Annotated in this window: 22 protein-coding genes; 14 read left to right on the forward strand and 8 right to left on the reverse strand. The window is 68.7% G+C overall.

From position 1 onward, the window contains the following. Positions 1-119 precede the first annotated feature (119 nt). The 3 genes from BLW81_RS19360 to BLW81_RS19370 are packed head-to-tail and all read left to right on the forward strand — an operon-like array spanning position 120 to position 2955. Positions 120-728 (forward strand): TetR/AcrR family transcriptional regulator, encoded by a 609-nt coding sequence (locus tag BLW81_RS19360; RefSeq protein WP_083408566.1) that lies wholly within the window; start codon positions 120-122, stop codon positions 726-728. Then, positions 725-1573: an NmrA family NAD(P)-binding protein gene (locus BLW81_RS19365; RefSeq protein ID WP_083408567.1), complete on the forward strand. Its 849-nt coding sequence runs from the start codon at positions 725-727 to the stop codon at positions 1571-1573. The genes BLW81_RS19360 and BLW81_RS19365 overlap by 4 nt, the downstream gene beginning before the upstream one ends. Further along, a complete protein-coding gene (locus BLW81_RS19370) occupies positions 1570-2955 on the forward strand; it encodes an FAD-binding oxidoreductase (RefSeq protein WP_083408568.1) in 1386 nt (461 codons plus the stop codon). Before BLW81_RS19365 ends, BLW81_RS19370 begins: the two co-directional genes overlap by 4 nt. 11 nt (positions 2956-2966) lie before the next feature. On the opposite strand, the gene BLW81_RS19375 is transcribed toward BLW81_RS19370, so the two are convergent. The 3 genes from BLW81_RS19375 to BLW81_RS19385 form a co-directional block, all read right to left on the reverse strand. Further along, positions 2967-4040 (reverse strand): permease, encoded by a 1074-nt coding sequence (locus tag BLW81_RS19375; RefSeq protein WP_083408569.1) that lies wholly within the window; start codon positions 4038-4040, stop codon positions 2967-2969. 74 nt (positions 4041-4114) lie between these two features. Further along, positions 4115-4603, reverse strand: a complete 489-nt coding sequence (locus tag BLW81_RS19380; RefSeq protein WP_083408570.1) for an SRPBCC family protein — start codon at positions 4601-4603, stop codon at positions 4115-4117. Positions 4604-4658: 55 nt separating this feature from the next. Continuing rightward, a complete protein-coding gene (locus BLW81_RS19385; protein WP_083408571.1) occupies positions 4659-5486 on the reverse strand; it encodes an enoyl-CoA hydratase/isomerase family protein in 828 nt (275 codons plus the stop codon). Positions 5487-5634: 148 nt separating this feature from the next. Here BLW81_RS19385 and BLW81_RS19390 point away from each other — a divergent pair, with 148 nt between their 5' ends. Both BLW81_RS19390 and BLW81_RS19395 read left to right on the forward strand, forming a co-directional pair. Further along, the gene (locus BLW81_RS19390) at positions 5635-6549 is read left to right on the forward strand and encodes an MBL fold metallo-hydrolase (RefSeq protein ID WP_083408572.1); all 915 of its coding nucleotides are present in this window, start codon (positions 5635-5637) and stop codon (positions 6547-6549) included. Between the two features lie 62 nt (positions 6550-6611). Then, positions 6612-7256 (forward strand): FKBP-type peptidyl-prolyl cis-trans isomerase, encoded by a 645-nt coding sequence (locus BLW81_RS19395; RefSeq protein WP_235632043.1) that lies wholly within the window; start codon positions 6612-6614, stop codon positions 7254-7256. Positions 7257-7269: 13 nt separating this feature from the next. Here the strand turns inward: BLW81_RS19395 and BLW81_RS19400 are convergent, their stop codons facing one another. Next, entirely contained in the window at positions 7270-7551 is a 282-nt protein-coding gene (locus tag BLW81_RS19400; RefSeq protein ID WP_173839649.1) for a hypothetical protein, read from the reverse strand. 130 nt (positions 7552-7681) lie between these two features. Between BLW81_RS19400 and BLW81_RS19405 the strand changes: the two genes are divergently transcribed. Continuing rightward, positions 7682-8065, forward strand: a complete 384-nt coding sequence (locus BLW81_RS19405) for a TA system antitoxin ParD family protein (protein WP_157897755.1) — start codon at positions 7682-7684, stop codon at positions 8063-8065. Further along, on the forward strand, positions 8066-8647 hold the full coding sequence (locus tag BLW81_RS19410) for an ATPase (protein WP_083408574.1): 582 nt from the start codon (positions 8066-8068) through the stop codon (positions 8645-8647). Positions 8648-8652: 5 nt separating this feature from the next. Here the strand turns inward: BLW81_RS19410 and BLW81_RS19415 are convergent, their stop codons facing one another. After that, on the reverse strand, positions 8653-10251 hold the full coding sequence (locus tag BLW81_RS19415; protein WP_083408575.1) for a threonine/serine exporter family protein: 1599 nt from the start codon (positions 10249-10251) through the stop codon (positions 8653-8655). A gap of 33 nt (positions 10252-10284) precedes the next feature. After that, positions 10285-11061, reverse strand: a complete 777-nt coding sequence (locus tag BLW81_RS19420; protein WP_235632338.1) for an SDR family NAD(P)-dependent oxidoreductase — start codon at positions 11059-11061, stop codon at positions 10285-10287. A 247-nt stretch (positions 11062-11308) separates the two neighbouring features. Here BLW81_RS19420 and BLW81_RS19425 point away from each other — a divergent pair, with 247 nt between their 5' ends. The 6 genes from BLW81_RS19425 to BLW81_RS19450 all read left to right on the forward strand — a co-directional run bounded on the left by BLW81_RS19425 (position 11309) and on the right by BLW81_RS19450 (position 16689). Next, the gene (locus tag BLW81_RS19425) at positions 11309-12859 is read left to right on the forward strand and encodes an ABC transporter substrate-binding protein (protein ID WP_235632044.1); all 1551 of its coding nucleotides are present in this window, start codon (positions 11309-11311) and stop codon (positions 12857-12859) included. Then, positions 12856-13500: a TetR/AcrR family transcriptional regulator gene (locus BLW81_RS19430; protein WP_083408578.1), complete on the forward strand. Its 645-nt coding sequence runs from the start codon at positions 12856-12858 to the stop codon at positions 13498-13500. Before BLW81_RS19425 ends, BLW81_RS19430 begins: the two co-directional genes overlap by 4 nt. Positions 13501-13533: 33 nt before the next feature. Further along, complete coding sequence (gene speB / locus BLW81_RS19435) at positions 13534-14625, forward strand: agmatinase (protein WP_083408579.1); 1092 nt, start codon at positions 13534-13536, stop codon at positions 14623-14625. 248 nt (positions 14626-14873) lie between these two features. Next, the gene (locus BLW81_RS19440; protein ID WP_083408580.1) at positions 14874-15500 is read left to right on the forward strand and encodes a hypothetical protein; all 627 of its coding nucleotides are present in this window, start codon (positions 14874-14876) and stop codon (positions 15498-15500) included. Continuing rightward, a complete protein-coding gene (locus BLW81_RS19445) occupies positions 15497-16069 on the forward strand; it encodes a hypothetical protein (RefSeq protein WP_083408581.1) in 573 nt (190 codons plus the stop codon). The genes BLW81_RS19440 and BLW81_RS19445 overlap by 4 nt, the downstream gene beginning before the upstream one ends. After that, a complete protein-coding gene (locus BLW81_RS19450; protein ID WP_083408582.1) occupies positions 16066-16689 on the forward strand; it encodes a hypothetical protein in 624 nt (207 codons plus the stop codon). The genes BLW81_RS19445 and BLW81_RS19450 overlap by 4 nt, the downstream gene beginning before the upstream one ends. Here BLW81_RS19450 and BLW81_RS19455 read toward each other — a convergent pair. Together BLW81_RS19455 and BLW81_RS19460 are read right to left on the reverse strand one after the other, a co-directional pair. Further along, a complete protein-coding gene (locus BLW81_RS19455; RefSeq protein WP_083408583.1) occupies positions 16631-17914 on the reverse strand; it encodes a hypothetical protein in 1284 nt (427 codons plus the stop codon). The genes BLW81_RS19450 and BLW81_RS19455 overlap by 59 nt on opposite strands. 18 nt (positions 17915-17932) lie before the next feature. Then, complete coding sequence (locus BLW81_RS19460; RefSeq protein ID WP_083408584.1) at positions 17933-18766, reverse strand: helix-turn-helix transcriptional regulator; 834 nt, start codon at positions 18764-18766, stop codon at positions 17933-17935. A 53-nt stretch (positions 18767-18819) separates the two neighbouring features. On the opposite strand from BLW81_RS19460, the gene BLW81_RS19465 reads away from it, so the two are divergent. Next, complete coding sequence (locus tag BLW81_RS19465; RefSeq protein WP_083408585.1) at positions 18820-20517, forward strand: AMP-binding protein; 1698 nt, start codon at positions 18820-18822, stop codon at positions 20515-20517. Positions 20518-20521 lie beyond the last annotated feature (4 nt).

Consider the following 20521-nt stretch of genomic DNA (forward strand, 5'->3'; position numbering starts at 1 on the left):
GAAGTTGGTGGTAGGTAGGCTCCGCAATAGATCGTGGATATAGCGGCAGCGGAGCCGGGCGCTTCCGCATAGAAGCAGAAGACTGGCGTCCAATTTTTTGAGCGAAGGATGGTGCTGTCGTGACGGTGGAATCCGTCCAGGATGAGGGCGCGCGACCGTTGCGCCGCGACGCGGCCGAGAATCGCAAACGGGTCCTCGCCGCGGCCGTCGCACTGTTCGCCCGGCAAGGACGCGACGTGTCGATGGCCACGATCGCCGAGGAAGCCGGCGTCGGCGTCGGGACGCTGTACAGGCGGTACCCCACACGCGAACTGTTGATGGATGCGCTCACGGAGCGCTCGTTCGAGATGGTGCATGCCGTGATCGAACGAGCCGGCAACGCGGACGCTCCGGGTATCAGCCGACTCGAGATGTTCTATGACGCCACCATCGCGCATCGTCAGGAGCTGGTGCTCCCCCTGCACGGCGGGCCGCAGAACCTCAGCGCGGCAGCACAAACCACCCGACAGCAGATCTGGGATATCGCTGAGATGATTCTCGAGCAAGGTCGACGGGACCACACCATCCGCGACGATGTCACCGCCGCCGACGTGATCGGATTCGGCGCACTGCTGGCACACACGCTGTCGACCGATCGCACCTGGGTGGCCGTTCTGCACCGGCAGAAGCAAATCTATCTCGCCGGCCTTGCGCCACGCCCGTCCGAGCTGAAGGAACTGCCGAAATGATCACCGGGACCGCGTTTGTCGTCGGCGCCGCCGGCAACGCCGCCGGCAACGTGGTGACGTCACTGGCGGCCCGTGGTGTCCGAGTCCGCGGCTTCATCCGCAGTCCGGAGAAGCGCGAAGAAGTCATGCAACGGGGAGCAGGCGAGGTCGCCGTGGGCGACCTGAGCAACCCCGCCGACGTGGAAACCGCACTGCGCGGCGTAGATTCGGTCTTCTACATCGCACCCGCCTTCATCGATGACGAAGCCAACCTCGGCGTAGCGTTCGTTCAACAGGCCCGAGCCGCCGGCGTGCGCCGGTTCGTGTTCTCCTCGGTCATCCACCCCTCGCTGAGTCTGGTGAACCATGCGGCCAAAGCGCCCGTCGAAGCCGCGCTGTACGACTCCGGTATGGAGTACGCCGTCTTCCAACCGGCGCTGTTCTTCCAGAACTATGCACCGTCCTGGAATCGCATCCGCGACACCGGCGTGCTGGCTGAGCCGTGGGCGAACGAAACCCGGTTCTCGCGAGTGGATTACCGCGACGTCGCCGAGGCCGTCGCACTCGCGCTCACCGGGGATCGGTTGATCGGCGGAACTTACGAGTTGGCGTCGCACGGTCACCTCGATCGCTACGACGTCGCCGAGCTCATCGGCCGCGTGGTCGGGCGGCCCGTCCGCCCGCAACGGGTGGATCCCGACGAGCTGGGCGGCATCAGCCCCGCGATGGCGGCGATGTTCCGCCATTACGACCACGCGGGCCTGGTGAGCACCGACGTCACGCTCACCGCTGTGTTGGGCCGGCCCCCGCGCACGCTCGAGGCGTACTTCCGGGAAATGGCCGAACTGACCGGAGACGCAACATGACCGACGAAACTCCTGTGGTCGACGTTTTCCGAGCCGAACTGCCGGACGCCGTGCTGACGCCCGGCGACGACGGATACGACGACGCGACCAGCCCCCACAATTCGAGTTTCGCGCAGACTCCCGGCGTCGTGGTCCGCCCCCGCACGGCTGACGACGTCGCGCGAGCGGTGCAGCTCGCCGCCCAGTACGAAAGGCCCGTTCTCGTACAAGGTTCCGGACACGGCGCCGCCGAACCCGTTCACGACACCGTCGTGCTGATCGACACATCGCAGTTGAACACTGTCGCGATCGACACCGCAGCGCACACCGCCACCGTCGGCGCCGGAGTTCCCTGGTCGGCGGTGAACGCAGCCGCCGAGCCGCACGGTCTGCTCGGTCCGAGCGGGACGTCCCCGACAGTGGCAGTCGCCGGCTACACCTTCGGCGGGGGCGTCGGCTGGTTCGTGCGCAAACACGGAATGGCCGCCGCGATGCTGAGATCGGTCGAATACGTCGACGCAACCGGTCGGCTGCGCCGGGCATCCGAGGACGCATCAGAGCCCGTTGATCGCGAGGCGCTGTGGGCCTTTCGCGGAGGAGCGCCCGTCGGTGTCGCCACCTCGCTGGAGATCGGCCTCATCCGAGTCCCCGAGTTGTGGACGGGCTACCTGTTGTGGCCGGCCGACGCCTTGTCGGCGGTGGCCGCGGCGTGGTCGGAAGCCACCGCCGACATCGCCGAGGACGTGACCAGCGATCTGGCGCTCTTGCAACTGCCACCCGAGGGACCGTTTCCCGAACACTTGCGCGGAACTGCCGTGGTCCACCTGTCCTACGCATCCCCGGAGGGGCCCGCGCACCTGCAGAGGCTGCGAGCGGCCGTCGTCGGCGCCGCGGAACCGGCGGTCGACACCACGGGACCCGGCGACGCCTCGGCATTGGCCGCAATCCACCTGGACCCGCCCGTCGCGGTTCCCGCCCGCGGCATTGGCCGCTGGCTCAACAGGCCCAGCGCGGAGACGATCGTCGAGATGTTCACGGCCGCCCGAGTAGGCACTCCCGGCGGAATGAACATGATTGAGTTGCGCCACACCGACTCTCGTGCGAGCTTCCCGGACGGAATGCAAACCCGAATGCCCGCACCCTTCCTGCTCCACGCGGTCGCCGCCGCACCTGACGACGACGGCCGCCGGCGCGCCGACACGGCGCTCGGCAAGGTGCTGGCCGCTGCCCGCGACGCCGATACCGGCCGCTCCGCGCCGTCGTTCTGCGAGGGAACGCTGGGCGCAGACCGTGCGTTCTCGGCGGACGACATGGCACGAGTGCGCGCGGTCAAGGACTCATTGGATCCCGCTCGGCTCTTCAGGTTTCAGCGCGATCCGGTGCGGACCGCTAACACGTTGTGACCGTTGCGGCCTCAGAGGAGACTCAGCATCGCCGCGCCAGCCAGACCCGCGACCATCACCATGACCGCGGTGCCCCATGTGGTCTTCCATCCGAAGCTCCGCGCGACCATGACCATTCCGGGCAAGCTGACCGCGGGCAGGGTGATCAACAGCGCGCCCAGCACACCCGACGAGACGCCGAGCAACGCCAGGCCCTGCAGGATCGGGATCTCCCCGGCCGTCGGGATCACCATCAGCGTGCCGACGACCGCCGCCACCACGACCAGCAGCAGGCTTCGATGCGCGGGATCGATCAGCACCAGTAGCCACCCTCGCGCAGCGCCGATCACCAAGACCATCACGAGATACTCCGGAACCAGCACCACGCACAGCCGCAACAGCGCCTTGCCGAAACGAAGCGCTGCGGATCCCGGGTCGCGCTGATCGGTGAGCGGCACCGGGACGGACGGCGCCGCGTCCTCGCAGTCCCTTGCGATCCGAGCCACCAGCGCCGCTCCCCCGACGACGACAATGACGCCGATGACCGCCCTCGTCACGGTCCACTGCCAAGGAGCGACGAGGGCGAGGAACACCAGCACCGCCGGGTTGAGCAGCGGGTTGCCCAGCCAATAGGCCACGGCTGCAGCATGATTGACGCCTGAGTTGCGCAGTGTCGCCGCGACCGGAGCCGAACAGCACGTGCACATCATCGACGGCATGCTCGCCGCTCCCCCGGTCGCTGCGCTGCCGACCAGAGTGTCGCGGTTCATCAGCTTCGGCAAAAGACTCCGCGGGACGAAGGCCTGAACGCAGGCGCTGAGCAGGAGCGCCACCAGCAGCGCAGGCCAGATGACGCCGACATAGGAGTCGAAGAACGTCGTCGCCGCGTGCCAACTCGGTGCGTCGCCGGCGCGGACACCGCCGACCGCCAGAATGTCCGAGCCCGGCCAGTGCTGGGTGCGCGCCGCGTCGAACGCCTTGTGCAGATATGGGACCCATTTCGCCCAGGTGAGTCCGGCGACGCCGACCGCGACAGTGACAAGAACCCCCGCCGCCGTCGCCCACCGCGAATCGGGCGGGGTGATGCTGTCTCGCGAAGTCACCATGCCGACGGGGATTGACCGTTGTTCCGCTTTTCGAACCTCATCGACTGGCTAGGGTAGCGGTCCTGTCTCAAGCGTCACGAACTGATCGTGTGGCGCTCCGCGAGTTCGGCGAGGTGCCCGAGCGAGTTGTCCAAGTGCGCAGGATCGAACGGCGGAAACGAGATCTCGGCGCGTACCGCCGGCGGCACCGCCGACCAGTCATAGGTCAGCGTGACTTTCGTCGTGTTGCGGTCGACCGGTTCGAGGTCATAGCGCCAGAACCATCCGCCGAACTGCAGGTCGGCGTCGTCACCGCCCTGGCCGGGCAGCCACGCGATCGCGCGCGGCGGCTCGAAGACCTCGACCCGGTTGGCGACCTCATAGTGCATACCCCCGAAATTGCTGTGATACATCGCCATTCGGAAGATCTGTCCCACCCCGGTCAACCGCCTCCCGTCCAGCGGCTCCCGCACCCACCCGGTGCCGTCGATCGCCTGATGGGTGGCCGGGTCGGCCAGCACGTCGAACACGTCCTCGGCCGGCGCAGCGATCGTGCACGCGGCGCTCATGGTTTCGTCAGTCATGCTTGTACCGACCGACTCCGCCGCCCAAACTCATCGAGACGGCGGCGCGAAGACGTCATTCCGCGGCCAGAGGACGGCCCAGGTGGTAGCCCAGACGCATCTCGTAGTCGCCGGGCTGATTGCGACCGGCCGCCATCGCGGCGGCGATCCGGCGCTGGGATCCCGGCCACTCGAACGAGCTCAGATAGATCTGCAGGGAGGACAGCATGTCGTCCGCCGACGGCAGCGTGTGCCGGTTGATCTGCTGCTTGACTGCGGCGATCGACTCCTTGTCGTAGGACGCGATCCGGCGCGCCAGCGTATCCACCACCGCGTCGAGTTCATCGTCGGCGACGGTCCGGTTCACCCATCCATACCGTTCGGCCAATTGAGCGGAGTAGTCGTCACTGGACAGCGCGACTTCCAATGCACGCGCCCGGCCCAGTAGGAGCGGAAGGTGTTCGAGTCCTCCCCCGCCGGGCAGGTTCCCGCTGCCGGTCTCCGGTTGACCGAAAAGCGCGTGCTCACTGGCGAATCGCATGTCCATCGCCTGGGTGAACTCGTTACCGATACCGCGCACACGTCCGCGGATCTTGGCGATGGACGCCACCGGCAGACGTGACAAGCGGGTGCTGGTGTCAATCGTCAACGGGTAACCGGTGATTCCCGATTGCTTCGGGGTCTCGGCGACGCGAGACGTGTCGTAGTGGTTGAGGAAGTAGTCCGGATTGGCGGACTCGAACACCACCACCCGTAGCTCAGCGGCCGCGGCCATCCGATCGATCAGCTGGGGCAGCTCGACGAGCATCTCCGGGGTCACCATGTTGATCGGCGGGCTGTCGAAGGTCACCCGCCAGAGCCGCTCGCTGTCCTCGTCGACCCAAAAGTGTGTCCAGCGCATCATGTGCGAACCCGCTTCCTCGAGGAACCCAGCGTCAACGTACGCGCACCTCGGTCGCCGGACGGGATAAATCGCGCCAAGGCGCGGCGTTCCACGGCACAGACAGGTCATCCCCCTGTCTCCGGGTACGGCGTTCACAAGGAGTAAAGGCATGAGCTTGGACAGCATTCCCCGCCTGGGCACGGCGGGAGTCGACGAGTTGGTCCCCTCGCGCTACGCGGTGCAGGTCGGCGACATCGACGTACTGGTCATCAGCGACGGCGTGCTGCCGATCACCGCCAAAACCATGGCAACCAACGCCGACCCGACGGAGTTCGGTCACTGGCTCGACGACCGCTTCCTGCCCAAGGACGTGTTGGACTGGCCGCTGAACGTGGTGGTGGTGCGCAGCGGCGACCGGACCATCCTCGTCGACGCCGGCCTGGGCCTGGAGTTTCCGGACTTCCCGCGGGCGGGAAACACCGTGCATCGACTCGAGGCCGCGGGCATCGATCCCGGCGCCGTGACCGACGTCGTGCTCACCCATCTGCACATGGACCATGTCGGCGGACTGCTCAGCGAGGGTTTGAAGGAGCGGCTGCGTCCGGATCTGCGCGTGCACGTGGCGACCGCGGAGGCCGAGTTCTGGCATGCCCCCGACTTCTCGCACACCGACATGCCGGGACCGGTGCCGGATGCGCTGCGCTCCATCGCGTCCCGGTTCCTTGCCGAATACCACGGCCAGTTGCGGACATTCGAGACGGAGTACGAACTGGCGCCCGGGGTTCTCATCAGCCGCACCGGCGGTCACACGCCCGGGCACAGCATCGTGCGGTTGGCGTCGCGCGGGGATGCGCTGACTTTCGCCGGCGACGCGGTGTTCGCCCCCGGGTTCGACAACCCCGAGTGGCACAACGGTTTTGAACACGAACCTGAGGAATCCGCCCGAGTGCGGATCGCGCTGCTCAGGGAGCTCGCGGCGACGGGCGAGGCACTGGTCGCCACCCATCTGCCGTTCCCGTCGGTGTGCCGGGTGGCCATCGCGGGTGACGCGTTCCGGTGCGTGCCCACCGCCTGGGACTACTGACTTCGCTGGCGCAACCCGCCACCCGGGAAGGTCGTCGACGGCCGCCAGGTACCGTTGCGGCCGTGATCTTCTCCCGCGCAACTTACCCCGCCGCCCTGCTCGCGTGCGCCGCCTCGCTGGCCCTGGCGCTCACCGCCTGCGGTTCGGAATCCGAGACCGCCGCGACCAGCACCTCGACCACGACGACCGTGGACCCCGCCGACGTGTTCCTGCCTTCCCCCGAGCAGCAGATGCCCGACCCCGACAGCGGATGCCCGTCGTCGACGCCGGCGAGCACGGACGCGCCGGAGTGGACGCTGCCCGGGGCCACCGGCACCATCGCGGTCACCGGGGCGACCGACACCGCGGCCCCGCGTATCGACGTGCAGACCCCGTTCAGCGTGACCGAGACCCAGGTGAAGACGCTGAAGGAAGGCGACGGCCCCGTGGTCGCCGACACCGCGACGGTGTTCGTCTGCTACATGGGCGTCAACGGACGCGACGGATCGGTGTTCGACAGCAGCTACGAGCGCGGCATGCCCGTCGACTTCCCGCTCGACGGCGTCGTGCCGGGCTTCCAGAAGGCCATCGCGGGCCAGAAGGTCGGCTCGACGGTGGCGGTTGCGATGGTCCCGGCCGACGGCTACCCCGAGGGACAGCCCGCCGCGGGCATCCAACCCGGCGACACGCTGATCTTCGCGATCAAGATCCTCGAAGCGTCACGCTGAGCCGCCGCGGCGGTTAGCCGCCGCCGGTGACCGGGTTCGAGGTCAGCGGGATGAAACCGCCGTTGACCCACACGCCCCACCGGCCGCCCCATCCCGAGTGCCACACGACGGGCTGCCCGATCCAGACCTCGGCCGGCTTCGGCGGCGCCCACGCGGGGACCGGTTCGCCCAGTGCCGGCGGCGGAGGCGGCGGTGGTGGGTCGGCCAGCGCCGGCGCGGCGCCGAATCCGAGCAGCGCCGCACTGAGTCCGCCTGCGACCGCGACGGCCGGCACGAAGGTCTTGATCGTGATCATGGGCGCACTCCTGCGGTGGGACCGGTTGGGATACTTAGAAAATATAACCACCCGCCCGCGCCCCAAACGAGGCTGCGGTACGTAGCAGTCTGCTACGCTTGTTACAGACTGCTACAGCAAGGGGTTGGCCATGCCGGAAGATCGCGTGACGCGGTTCGCCGCAGACCTGATCGACAGCGCCGCCGCCGAGGGCGCGCGCCAGAGTCGTTCGGCCAAGCAGCAACTCGACCACTGGGCCCGCGTCGGCCGCGCCGTGTCGAGCCAGCACAGCGCCGCGCGGCGCAAGGTCGAGGCCGCGCTGGCCGGCGACCTCCCGCTGCGCGAGCTGACCTCCGAAGAAGGTGTGGTCTTCAACGCCGAGATCGCCGCGGCCATCGAGGAGAACCTGGCCCGCACCGACTACGGCGCGACGCTGGCCGCCCGTGGCGTCACCACCGTCGCCATCGATGACAACGGCGACATCGTCCAGTACCGCCCCGACGGCAGCATCGCGGTGCTGACCGACTCCCGGTAAGTGCGGCGGCTCGACCTGGTTGTCGGCCCCAACGGCGCGGGCAAGTCGACATTCATCGAGCTCACTTTGGCGCCGCTGCTGGAGGGCAGCTTCTTCGTCAACGCCGACGAGATCGCCAAACGCCGCTGGCCGGACGATCCCGCCGCGCACGCCTACGAAGCCGCCCGCATCGCAGCCGGGACCAGGGCCGAGCTGATCGAGCGCGGCGAGTCGATCATCGCCGAGACCGTCTTCTCCCACCCGTCCAAACTCGATCTGGTCGACACCGCCCAGGCCGCCGGCTACACGGTGATTCTCCACGCGCTGCTCATCCCCGAAGAGCTCGCGGTGCTGAGGGTGCGGCACCGCGTCGCGGCCGGCGGTCACGACGTGCCCGAGCGCAAGATCCGGGAACGGTACCGGCGCCTGTGGAACCTGGTCGCCGCCGCCGCGCTGGACGCGGACACGGCGACTTTCTACGACAACAGCGCCAGCAAGGGCCCGCGGATCGTCGCGCAACTCGCCGGCGGATTCGTCGTCGGGGCACCGTCCTGGCCGTCGTGGGCGCCACCGGAACTGACCACCCGCTGGCCCGCCGGTTGACACGCTCAGGTGTCGTCGCTTGACCGATCGGCGCTCTCGTCCGGTTCGCTGGCGGGCACGTCGAGCTCGAGCGCGTCCTCCCCCGGAGCGGCGGGCTCCAGCGCGACGCTTCGCGCGCGGTGCCCGGCGCGCGGCGCGGGCTGATCCTCGGCCGGGCGCAGTCGCACCACACGGCCGACGGCACGCCGAAGCCCGGGCGGTCCCTCCTTGCGGACGAAGTCGCCGAAACGCCCGGCCCGGTACCGCAACGGCGAGCCCAGGAACTCGCCGAGCACGACCCCGCTGCCGAGCGCGAGACCGACCGCGCCCGCGGCCAGCATCTGGCGCAGCCCGTTGTTGAAGTCCCCGTCGACTGCGAAGGAGAACACCGCGCGGAACACCGCCAGGCCGGGCAGCATCGGCATGATGCCGGCGGTCGCGGTCACCAGGGCCGGCGCCTGCCGGCGAATCGAGATCAGCGTCGCGAAGAGGCCGACGCCCACGGCCGCCACCCCGCTGGCCACCACCTGGCTCAGTCCCGCGTTGCCGAGTCCGATCAGCACCAGCTCGGCGAGCCCGGCCACCAGCCCGGCGGTCAGTATCGCCCGCAACGGCGCGTAGCTCGTCACGGTCAGGCACGCCCCGGCCAGTGCCGCGCCGAACACGGCCAGCGATATCTGCAGTGCCCCGCTCGGCGCGATGAAGGACTCCGTCGCGTCGACATGCAATGAGATTGCGATTCCGGCACTTTCGGCCACCTGCAGTCCCGCGACGATCCCGACCACGATGCCGGAGGTCAGCAGGACCGCCTCACCGAGGCGCGCGATCGACGTCAGCATGTAGCCGGTCACCGCGTCCTGCATGGCGCCCACCAGGGTCAGCCCCGACAACAGCATCACGATCCCGGTGGCGACGAGCGCGGTCGGCCCCAGCCCGGCGTAGAGGTACGCCGCGACGGCGACCAGCGTCGCGATCGCTGCACCGGCCACATGCTGGAAGAAGAACGGCGTGCCGATCCGGTTGAGCCGCCTGCCGACCTGGTCGATGATCGCCGACGTCACCGCCGCCAGGATGCAGGTCAGCCAGGTGCCGCCGAGCAGCATCGCGATGCCAAGGGCAAAACCCGCCCAGCCGACGGTCGCCAGCCAGCGCGGGTACGGGTGCGGTCGCTCGGTCAGCTCGTCCATGGCCTCGTGCGCCTGGTCGACCGTGACGCCGCCGGAGGTGATCCGCTGCACCAGCCGGTCGAGTTCGCCCAGCCGCGTGTAATCCGTCGACCGGTTGTGCACGGCGCGCACGATGGTGACGGGCGGGCTGTCCGCCGTCGGCAGCGCCGACACGATGACGGTGGTGACGAAGATGTCGACGACGCAGTCGGTCAGGCGGTACGCCTGGGCGACGTCCTGTGCGGTGGCGACGACGTCGGCGGTGCCCGAGCCTGATGACAGCATCACCTCGGCGAGCCGGACCGTCAGGTCGAGGACCTTGCGGGTGTGCAGGTCCCCCATCCCGCTCGTGGTCCGCCTGCGCTGACCGGCGATGGGCGCAGGATCGCGGCGTCCGCGCAGCGCGTTTCGCAGGCTGCGGCGGACGCGGTCCGGTCCGGTGGAAGCATCAGGCGCCATCGGGGTGCAGGATACTGTCGCTCCCGGTCGGACCTATGCCGCCGGGGTCGCCCCGGCGATCGAATTGCCGCCGTCGATGATCAGCGTCGTGCCGGTGACGTACGACGCTCCCGGCGCGGCGAGGAATGCCACCCCGGCCGCCACCTCGTCGGCGGTGGCCGATCGGCCCGCCGGTGTGGCGTTGCCCGCGGCGACCTCGGACGCCAGTTGAGCCGCGGTGGCGATCCAGCCGGGCAGCACGAGGTTGGCGGTGATACCGGTGCGGGCGTAGTCGACGGCCAGTGACCGCGTCATGCCCAGCATCGCCGACTTGGCGGTGTGGTACCCGACATCTCCGGTGTAGGCGGTCAGCACGCCGGCCGTCGACCCGACATTCACGATGCGGCCGTACCGCCGTTCGACCATGCCCGGCAGCGCGGCCCTGGTGACGTAGAACGCGCTGTCGAGGTTGCGCCGCAGGGCCAGCGACCACTCGGCATCGGTCATCACCGCCAGCGAGTTCGGCTCCTCGGGACTGTGGACCGACGCCAGCCCGGCATTGTTGACCAGGATGTCGAGCCGGCCGAACGCCGTCTCGGTGGCCTGCACCAGTGCGGCGGCGGCGTCACGGTCGAACAGATCGGCGATGTGGGACTCGGCCGCGATCCCCTCGCTTGTGAGTTCGTCGGCGCGCTGCCGAACCCGGTCGGTGGTGCCGGTCACCATCACCGCGGCGCCCAGCCGGCCCAGGATCCTGGCCGAGGCGAAGCCGATCCCGATGTCGCTGCTCGACCCCGTCACCAACGCCACCTGGCCGGACAGGTCGAACATGTCAGGCACGGTTGTGGGCATATCTGTTGACTCCCTGTGTGTTTCAGCCTGCCGGTCCGACGCTGGCCGACCTGTCACCGCAGACTCTAAGGTCCGCGCGCGGAGCTTTCTAGGTCGAACGTACAAGTTTTGGACGTTCGTACAAGTTGGTAACGGTCATGTCATATCCCGGAAATGAGCCACGGTGAGACTTCCGGCACGACCACGTCAAAAGCATTCGACGGCAGGAGTTTCGAGCGTGAGATTTGTGACCGGCTTCGTCTCGTTGGCCACGATCGCCGCGTTGCTGACCGCGACGGCCTGCTCGGGCGGAACCGACGGCGCCACCAAGTCCGCGCCCCCGTCAACCGTTCGGACCCCGGTGATGTCGGATCCGTCGCCGCTGGATCCCGACACGTTCTATCAGCCCGAGGGACTGTTGATCATGACGTCGGCGTACCAGGGGCTGTTGCGGTACGCGTCGGGCTCCACCGACATCGAGGGGCTGCTGGCCACCGAGTGGACGATCTCGCCCGACGGCCGGACGTACACGTTCACCCTGCGCGACGGTGTGAAGTTCTCCGACGGAACGCCGTTCGACTCCGCAGCGGCCAAGGCCAGCTTCCAGCGCCGCATCGACATGAAGGCCGGGCCGTCCTACATGCTCGACGAGGTGACGGACATGCAGACGCCTGATCCGCGCACGTTCGTGGTGACCCTCGCCAAGCCCGTGGCGCCGTTCCTCGACTACCTCGCTTCGCCGTACGGCCCGCTGATGACCAGCCCGACGGCGGTGGCGCAGCACGACTCCGGCGGTGACCGGGCGTCGGCCTGGTTGACCTCGCACACTGCGGGCACCGGGCCCTACACGCTGACCGAGGCCGTGCAGGCCAGCCACTACAAGATGGTCGCCAACGAGCACTACTGGGGTTCGGCGCCGAAGGTCACGACGGTCGAGTTGCCGGTGATCGCCGCGGCCGCGGTGCAACGCCTCGAACTGAGCAACGGCGACCTCGACATGATCCTGCACGGTCTCTCCAAGGGCGACTACGAGGCGGTTGCCGCGGGACCGAACACCGAAGTCCTGCAGCAGGATGCGCTGGTGAAGGTCCTGGTCATGGTCAACCCGGAATCCGAAGTCTTCGCTGCTCCAGAGGCGCGCCGGGCTCTCGGCGCCGCGCTCGATCGTAAAGCGTTGATCGACAGCGCATTCGGCGAGCAGGCAATACCGTCGACGCAGTTCTATCCGAACGGGATGCTGCCGGATGGCGCGGTGCCCGACGAGCAGCCCCACGATCCGGCCAAGCTCGCCGCGCTCGGTCAAGGTGGCGGCGCCGTCGAGATCGGCTACCCCGCCGGCGACAGCAGCCTGCAGGCGCTGGCCAACCAGATGCAGGTGGTCCTGCAGCAGGCCGGACTGAGCGCGACCGTGCGCGACTTCCCGCTGGCGCAGATGTTCGCGTTGACCGAGAATCCCGGCCAGCGGCCGGATCTGTTCGCGGCCTCGTTCAATCCGGACGCCGCCCATCCCGACACGTGGTCGCGGATCTACAACTACACCGACGCGCCGGTCAACCTGCTCGGTTGCTCGGTACCGGCGGCCGACGCACTGCTGGACGCGGGCAGCGCCGAACCCGACCCCGACAGATCGCGTGGACTCTACATCGAGGCGGCCAAGGCGTACCGCGACTCGATGTGCTGGGTGAACCTCGCCGACCTGCACAACACCGTGGCCGCGCGGAAGGGTTACTCGGGCTGGCAGAGTCAGCCCGCCTGGATGTGGGACACCGACTTCTCGACGCTGACGTTTCAAGGATGACGGCGACGAGTCGCACCAGTGCTGTTGATCCGCAACGGAACACCGGCAACACGGCGCGAGGCGCCGCCAAGCGCACCGAGATCATCGACGCCGCCATCGAGGTGATGGCCCAGGTTGGTCTGGCGGGTCTGTCGATGCGCCTGGTCGCCCACCAGGCGGGGATCCCGCTGGGCGCCTTGAGTTATTACTTCGCCGACAAGTCCGACCTGGTCGCCCAGGCATTCCAGCAGTTGTCCGACCGCGAGATCGAGCGGGTGGTGCGCACCGCCGAGCTGCTCGAGCCGACCATGTCCGCCGAGACACTCGCCGACCTGGTCGCCGACATGATCATCGCCGGGTTCGCCGCTCCCCGCGGCGCGATCGTCACCCGCTACGAACTGGTCACCGAGGCCAGCCGCGACGAACGCCTACGGCCGATGTTCGAGGCGTGGTATCGCGCGATGGTGCCTGCGCTGAGCCGGCTGTTCCGCGAATTGGGCTCGCATCAACCCGAACTCGATTCGCGAACCGTGATGGCGGTGATGGCCGGACTGGAGATCGACAACCTGTACCGGCCGCTCGACCCGATCGACAAACGTCGCATCAGGACGACTCTGCGACACGCGTTCAGGGCAGTGATCGCGTTGTACGCCAACAACTGACGACACACCACAACGACGAAGGCGGTAACCCCCATGGCAGGCAGCTTGTTCGGTCCGGACATCACATTCCTCGGCGTGCCGCGCTGCGATCTGGCGGACCCGTCGAGCTACGCCGACGCCGACATCGTGATCCTCGGCGCACCGCTCGACGGTGGCACCAACTACCGCTCCGGTGCCCGGTTCGGCCCGTCGGCGCTGCGACAGGCGTGCTATCTACCCCAGGACGGCTCCCGGCCCAGCCTCGCGCTGCGGGTGGACGGCCTCAAGGATCTCAAGGTCTACGACGCCGGCGACGTCATGCTCTACAGCGGCAACATCGAGCAGGCCGTCGAGATGATCGAGGAGGACGTCTACCGGATCTCGGCCGCCGGCGCGATCCCGATCATCCTCGGGGGTGACCACACCATCGCCTGGCCCGACCACACCGGGGTCGCCCGGCATCACGGGTACGGCAAAGTGTCGATGATCCACTTCGACGCGCACGCCGACACCGGCGACATCCACCTGGGGTCGCTGGTGGGCCACGGCACCCCGATGCGACGGCTGATCGAGTCCGGTGCGCTGCGCGGCGACCGGTTCCTGCAACTCGGGTTGCGGGGATACTGGCCGGACGAACCGGTGCTGGAGTGGATGGCCGCCCACGGGCTGCGGTCCTACGAGATGACCGAGATCGTCACCCGCGGCCTGGAGACCTGCCTGACCGAGGCGTTCCAGATCGCCACCGCCGACTGCGACGGCGTCTTTCTGTCGGTCGACATCGACGTCTGCGACCCCGGCCACGCCCCGGGCACCGGCACACCGGAGCCGGGCGGGTTCTCGGCACGTGAACTGCTCGACGCGGTCCGGCGCATCTGCTACGAGTTGCCGGTGTTGGGCGTCGACGTCGTCGAGGTCGCTCCCCCGTATGACCACGCCGACATCACCGCACTGCTCGGCAACCGGGTGATCCTGGAGGTCATCTCGGCGATCGCCCGGCGACGCAGGGATGAGGCTGACGGCACCCGATGGGACCCGGCGCAACCACTGCTGGCGGGCCGTGGGTTCGACGAGCAGTGGCGGCTGATCACCGAGGGGGAAGACGCTCGCCGGCGCGGTGAGGGCACCGCGCGGCCGCACCACCACTGATCCGGATTGCTTGATCGGTTCGGAGCGGCATCTGGCTACCTCTGGTGCCGCCGTCACCGCGCGGCGACACAGGGAAGCTAGCATCTACGCGCCGAAAAACACTGTGGTGAAGCGCAATTGACGCAGCGGATGGTTTTTGGCTGCGCCTCGGGTGGGCGTGGACCCCAGCAACCCAATCGCCGGCTACGAGTTCTTTGCCTGCGGCTTACGCGGAGCCGAGCGACGTTGCGTCGCAATAGAATGTCGGCGTGAGGTCGATCCTCGGGGGATGGGTCGCAGCCAATCCCGCAGCGCGCGGCGGCGGGCTGATCGCCGCGGTGCTGCTCGCGGTCTCGGGGCTGTTCGGCGGGCTCGATCGCGCGAAGGTGGCCGACCGTGTCGACGACGTCGCGCCGAATTCAGCCGTCACAGTGCAACCGTTCACGTTGACGTTCAAACAGGCCGTGGCGCTCGACGAGATCGAAGACGTCACCACCCCGCGGACGCCGGGCAACCATCTGATGGTGTTGCTGCTGGATGCCGAGAACCTCACCGACGCATCGGTCGGCGCCTACCTGCTGTCGCCGGTGCCGCGGGCCAAGTCGTTCATGAACCGCAACGTGGTGGTGCTCGACGACCGGTTGAGCCCCGACCTGGTGACCGTGTACGACGCCGAATCCCACATTCCCCTCACGCAACTCAGCCCCGGGCTGACGTATCGCCTGGCCGTGGTGTGGGAGTTCGGCGGCGCCGTTCCGGACCGGTTACCGCTCGGCCTGGCCGCGCTCACCCTGCGCGGCAACACGATCTCTCCGGATGACCTCGGCTGGCAGAACCCCGCGGAGGCCGCCATGCTGACGCTGGCCGTCAACGACCTCACCTCGGACCGCACATGAGCTGGCCGGTCCGCGTCGGGATGGGCGTCGCCGTGCTGGCGGCGCTGGCACTGGGCCGGGCGGTCGAATCCGCGCTGCCCGTGGCCCACACCGACAACCGGCCCTTCCTGCACACCGCCGGCGTCGGTGAGCCCGTCCACATGCGGTACGCCGACGTCACCGCCGACGCCGTGCGCAGCGCCAGGGCGCTGGACACCCCGCAGGGCGAGGTCGGCACCCCGGGTCGGTGGCTGATCGTGTCGCTCACGGTCACACCCAGGGGGCGTCCGCTGTCGTCCCCGGCGGTCTCGCTGCAGGACGCGAAGGGGCGCACCTTTGCCGTCGACGCGCGCTCCGGCTACAGCTGGGAAGCTGCCCCCACCGGCGTGCGGTGGCAGGTCGACGTGCCGTTCGAGGTGCCGTACGACGCCCTGCCCGGCGCGGCGTTGCTCTTCTCCCACAATCCCAACGACGACCGGCGCGACGACGTGGCACGCATCGACCTGGGCCTCGATGCCGGCGACGCCGAGCGACTCTGGGCCACCGCATCGACCGTCGAGGTCTCGCCCGCACAGATGGCGACGTCATGACAACCTGGCTGCGCCGCAACCGGTGGGGCCTCGTCGCGCTCCCCGTCACCGTGGCGCTCACGATCGGTGCGAATGCGCAACGCCTGCACGACTATTGGTGGGACGCCGACCTGCGCAATCCCGCGGTGAGCGGCCGCCAGGGTGACTGGACTGCGTGGTCGGATTCGTTCACCGACGCGGCCGGCGAGGGCACCCGCACGTTCCAGGTCCGAGTGACCGCGGTGGAGCCGACCGGGACTGCCGAGCCCACAGGCGAGCAGGAGGCGCTCAAATTACCGTCGGACCTCGCCGCGATGCGGGTCACCATGGATTTCCAGGCGGCACCCGATCAGGTGCTGTTCGGCTGCCGGATGGCGCTGCTCGACCGCGACGGCAACCGCTACGTGTACCGGCCGATGATCGGCGGTGTCATGCAGACCATGTTCCCCTGCCTGCAGGAGAACCTCACCGGCCCACAGCCGTCCATCACCGCCGGCGAACCGCGGGTGGCGCTCTACGGCGAGAAACGACCGCCGCAGTGGACCACCAGGCCGGTCGTCCTGGTGCCACGTACGGCCGACATCACGCAGGTGTTGCTGTGGTGGGAGCAGCCGGATTACCTTGCGGTGCAGGTAGATTGACAGGCCGAAGCATGCGGTCCACACCCGCGGCCAACAGAGCGGCCAGCACGCTCAGCATCAGCGCGTCACCGATCGCCCCTTCGATCGGCGCCCACGCGACGTAGGTGTCACTGTCGACCGGGCCCACCGCGAGCCGCCACACCGCGCTGACCACGTACGGAATGCGCAGCGCCAGCAGCGATGCCAACCCGAACAACAGCATCGGCACCAGACCGGCCCTGGCCATCATCCGCAACCCCTCGGTGAACGCGGCGAACCGTGAGGTCACATCGTCGGCCACCCCGCCGACGGTCCGCACCACCGGTTTCGGCACCGCGCTCATCCGAGTCAGCCAGGGGTGGGCGGTCTTCGGCGGCGGGGCCAGTTTGTGTCCCAGCACCACCGCCCCCACGGTGATCCAGGCGAGCGGAACGATCACGACCGCGTCGATCGAGCCGAGCACGTCGAGGACCCAGGAGTTGACGGTGCGCACCGGTTGGGTCAGCGGGCCCAGCCGGTCGACCACGCCGTCGTAGAGCCCGGTCAGTTCGGCGACGACGACCCGGCTGGTCAACCAGTCCTTGGCCGCAGTCTTCTCCCCCTCGATGTAGCCGGCGACGTTGGCCGACCAGTACACCTCGACAAGCGCACCGAGGATCGCGAAGCCGAGGAAGCGCCAACGTTTCTCGGCCCGGCCCAGGGCGAATCGCAGCACCCAGGCCGCGAGCACCAGGCCGGCGACCAGGTACACGCTGTTGAGGAACACACGGCTGAAGTCCGGGCCGGTGCCGGTGCCGTAGAAGTCGATCTGGTTGAACTCGTCGGTGCCGGCCTCGTTGACGAACTGACCCACGTCCCGCGTCAGCAGTCCCGCGCTGACGTAGACGGCGAAGAACGGGACGACCATCGAGGTGGTGACATCGATGAGCCGACGTTCACGGCCGGTGGTCGCGTCGGCGGGCGCGGTGCCCGACGCCGCCCGCGCGGCATTGGGCAGATCGTTCCGTAGCACGTGCAGCATCGCGATCATCGCGACGAGGAACCCGAGTGGTGCAAAGATGACCAGGCCGTGCCCGAGCCAGTTGACATGATCGCTGACCTCGACCGCCGCCCACAGCGCCGCACCGCGAAACGCCATTCCGGCAAACGCGATGGCCAGAAGAACGGGCCAGTGCCGCAACAGAAGTCGGCCCGCCTCGGTCAGCACGCCGACGGCATCACGCACGACTTCCCGCGCGGAGTTCACATCGCCAGCGTACCGGCGCTACGGGATGAGCCCTTGGCGCCGGGCCCGTGATACGGCTTCGTACCGGGTGTGGGTGCCCAATTTGGTCGCGGCGCTGCGCAGGTAGCTCTTCACGGTCTCCGGTTTGAGTGAAAGACGACTGGCCGCTTCGAGATTCGTGCAGCCGAGGGCGACCTGGGTGAGCACGTCGAGTTCCCGCGCTGTCAGCGCCGCAGCGGCCGGGTCGCCGTCGCCGCACAACCGGTCGGCCAGCCGGTGCAACCGGGCGCGCAGCGGCCCATCGCTCTCGGCGGCCAGTCGGCGCAGTTCGGCGTGCACCTCGCGCACCGACTCGGTGCCCGCGGCGGTCGCCTGCCGGGCCTCCCGCAGTTTCACCCGCCGGTCCACCTCGTCGCGGATCCGCAGTTCGTCGGCGAGTCTGCGGGCCGACGACACCAGCAGCTCGGCGGCCTGGCCGGCCACCGGCGCACCCGACCGGTAGGCCCCGTACAGAACCGCGCGGGCCACACCGTCGACCAGTACCGGCACCGCCACCACCGACTTGATGCCCTCCGACAGCACCGGGGTGTCGTAATCGTGGGTGATCGTCGAGGCGCTGCGGTAGTCCGACACCGCCAACGGGCGGCCGGCGACCATGGTGGCCCCACCGAGCCCGGAGCTGGGTCGCACCACCAGTCCGCGCAACAACCCGGTCCGGGTCCCCACGAACTCGCTGAGCAACAGCGCGTCACCGGCCACCACGCCACCGAACAACACCGGCGGACCGCCGAGGGTGGCCAGCTGGCGCAATTCACCCCGCAGCGCGTCGGAATCGCGCGGCCGCAACGGCGCCGCGGGTGCCGGCACGGTCATCACCCTCTTTCGGGGGTAGCGGGTAAGCGAGTGTGACCCAGATCCTATCGGTCATGAGCAACACCGACCGCTACCGCGAGGCCCGCGACCACCTCGTCGGCGTGATCAGCGACTACGACAAGGCCGTCGACACCTTCACCTGGCCGCGGATGCAGGGCACGTTCAACTGGGCGACGGACTGGTTCGACGTCATCGCCCGCGGAAACGGCCCCAACGACCGCGCGGCGCTGTGGATCGTCGAGCAGGACGGCAGCGAGCAGAAGGTCAGCTTCGCCGAGATGGCCGACCGGTCCGACCAGGTGGCGACCTGGTTGGCCGGACTTGGCGTCGGCAAGGGCGACCGCGTCATCCTGATGCTCGGCAACCAGGTCGAACTCTGGGAGGCGATGCTCGCGGTGGCCAAGCTCGGGGCGGTGATCATGCCGACCACGGCGGCGCTCGGGCCAGCCGACGTGGCCGACCGCATCGAGCGTGGCGGCGCCCGCGCCGTCATCGCCAACACCGACGACACCGCGAAGTTCGACGGCGTCGGCGGCGACATCCTTCGGGTCGTGGTGGGCGCGCCGGTACCCGGGTGGCACTCCTATGCCGACGCGGCCGCGACCGCCTCGGCAGGCCCGTTCACCGCGTGCACCGACATCGAGGACCCGATGCTGATCTACTTCACCTCGGGCACCACCAGCAGGCCCAAGCTCGTCGAGCACTCGCAGGTGTCCTACGCGGTCGGGCACATGTCGACGATGGCGTGGATCGGGGTCCGGCCCGGCGACGTCCACCTGGCGATCAGCTCTCCGGGGTGGGCCAAGCATGCGTGGAGTTGCTTTTTCGCGCCGTGGATCGCCGAGGCGACGATCTTCGTCTACAACTACGGCCGGTTCGATGCGGCCGCGTTGCTCGGCCAACTCCGCCGCGCCGGCGTGTCGACCTTCTGTGCGCCACCGACGGTGTGGCGCATGCTCATTCAAACCGACCTCGGTGTCAGACCCGAAGGGCTGCGCGAGGTGCTCGGGGCGGGTGAGCCGCTCAACCCCGAGGTGATCAACGCCGTGGAGCGGGCCTGGGGGCTGACCATCCGCGACGGTTTCGGCCAGACCGAGACCACCCTGCAGATCGGCAACACCCCCGGCCAACCGGTGAAGGCCGGGTCCATGGGCAGGCCGATGCCCGGCGTGCCGGTCGTCCTGGTCGACCCGCTCACCGGTGAACTCGCCGACGAGGGCGAGATCTGCCTGGACCTGTCCAGGGATCCGCTGAACCTGATGACCGGCTACCTCGGCGACCCCACGCGCAACGCGTCGGTGATGTCGGGCGGGTACTACCACACCGGTGATGTCGCGAGCCGTGACGGCGACGGATACATCACCTACATCGGCCGCACCGACGACGTGTTCAAGTCATCGGACTACAAGGTGTCTCCGTTCGAACTGGAGTCCGTGCTCATCGAGCATCCCGCCGTCGTCGAGGCCGCGGTGGTGCCCCAACCCGATGACACCCGGCTGGCGGTTCCCAAGGCCTACGTCGCGTTGGCCGACGGCTGGCCCGCCGACGCGGAGACCGCGCGGGTGATCATGGAGTACGCGCGCGACCATCTGGCCCCGTATCTCAAGGTGCGCCGCGTCGAGTTCCACGACCTGCCCAAGACCATCTCGGGCAAGATCCGGCGCGTCGAGCTGCGCAAGCGGGAGGAAGAAGCGCACCGGACGGGCGCCGCCCTCGACACGGAATACCGCTACGAGGATCTGCTGAGCTGAACCG

The organism is Mycolicibacterium rutilum (assembly GCF_900108565.1).
Lineage (GTDB): Bacteria > Actinomycetota > Actinomycetes > Mycobacteriales > Mycobacteriaceae > Mycobacterium > Mycobacterium rutilum.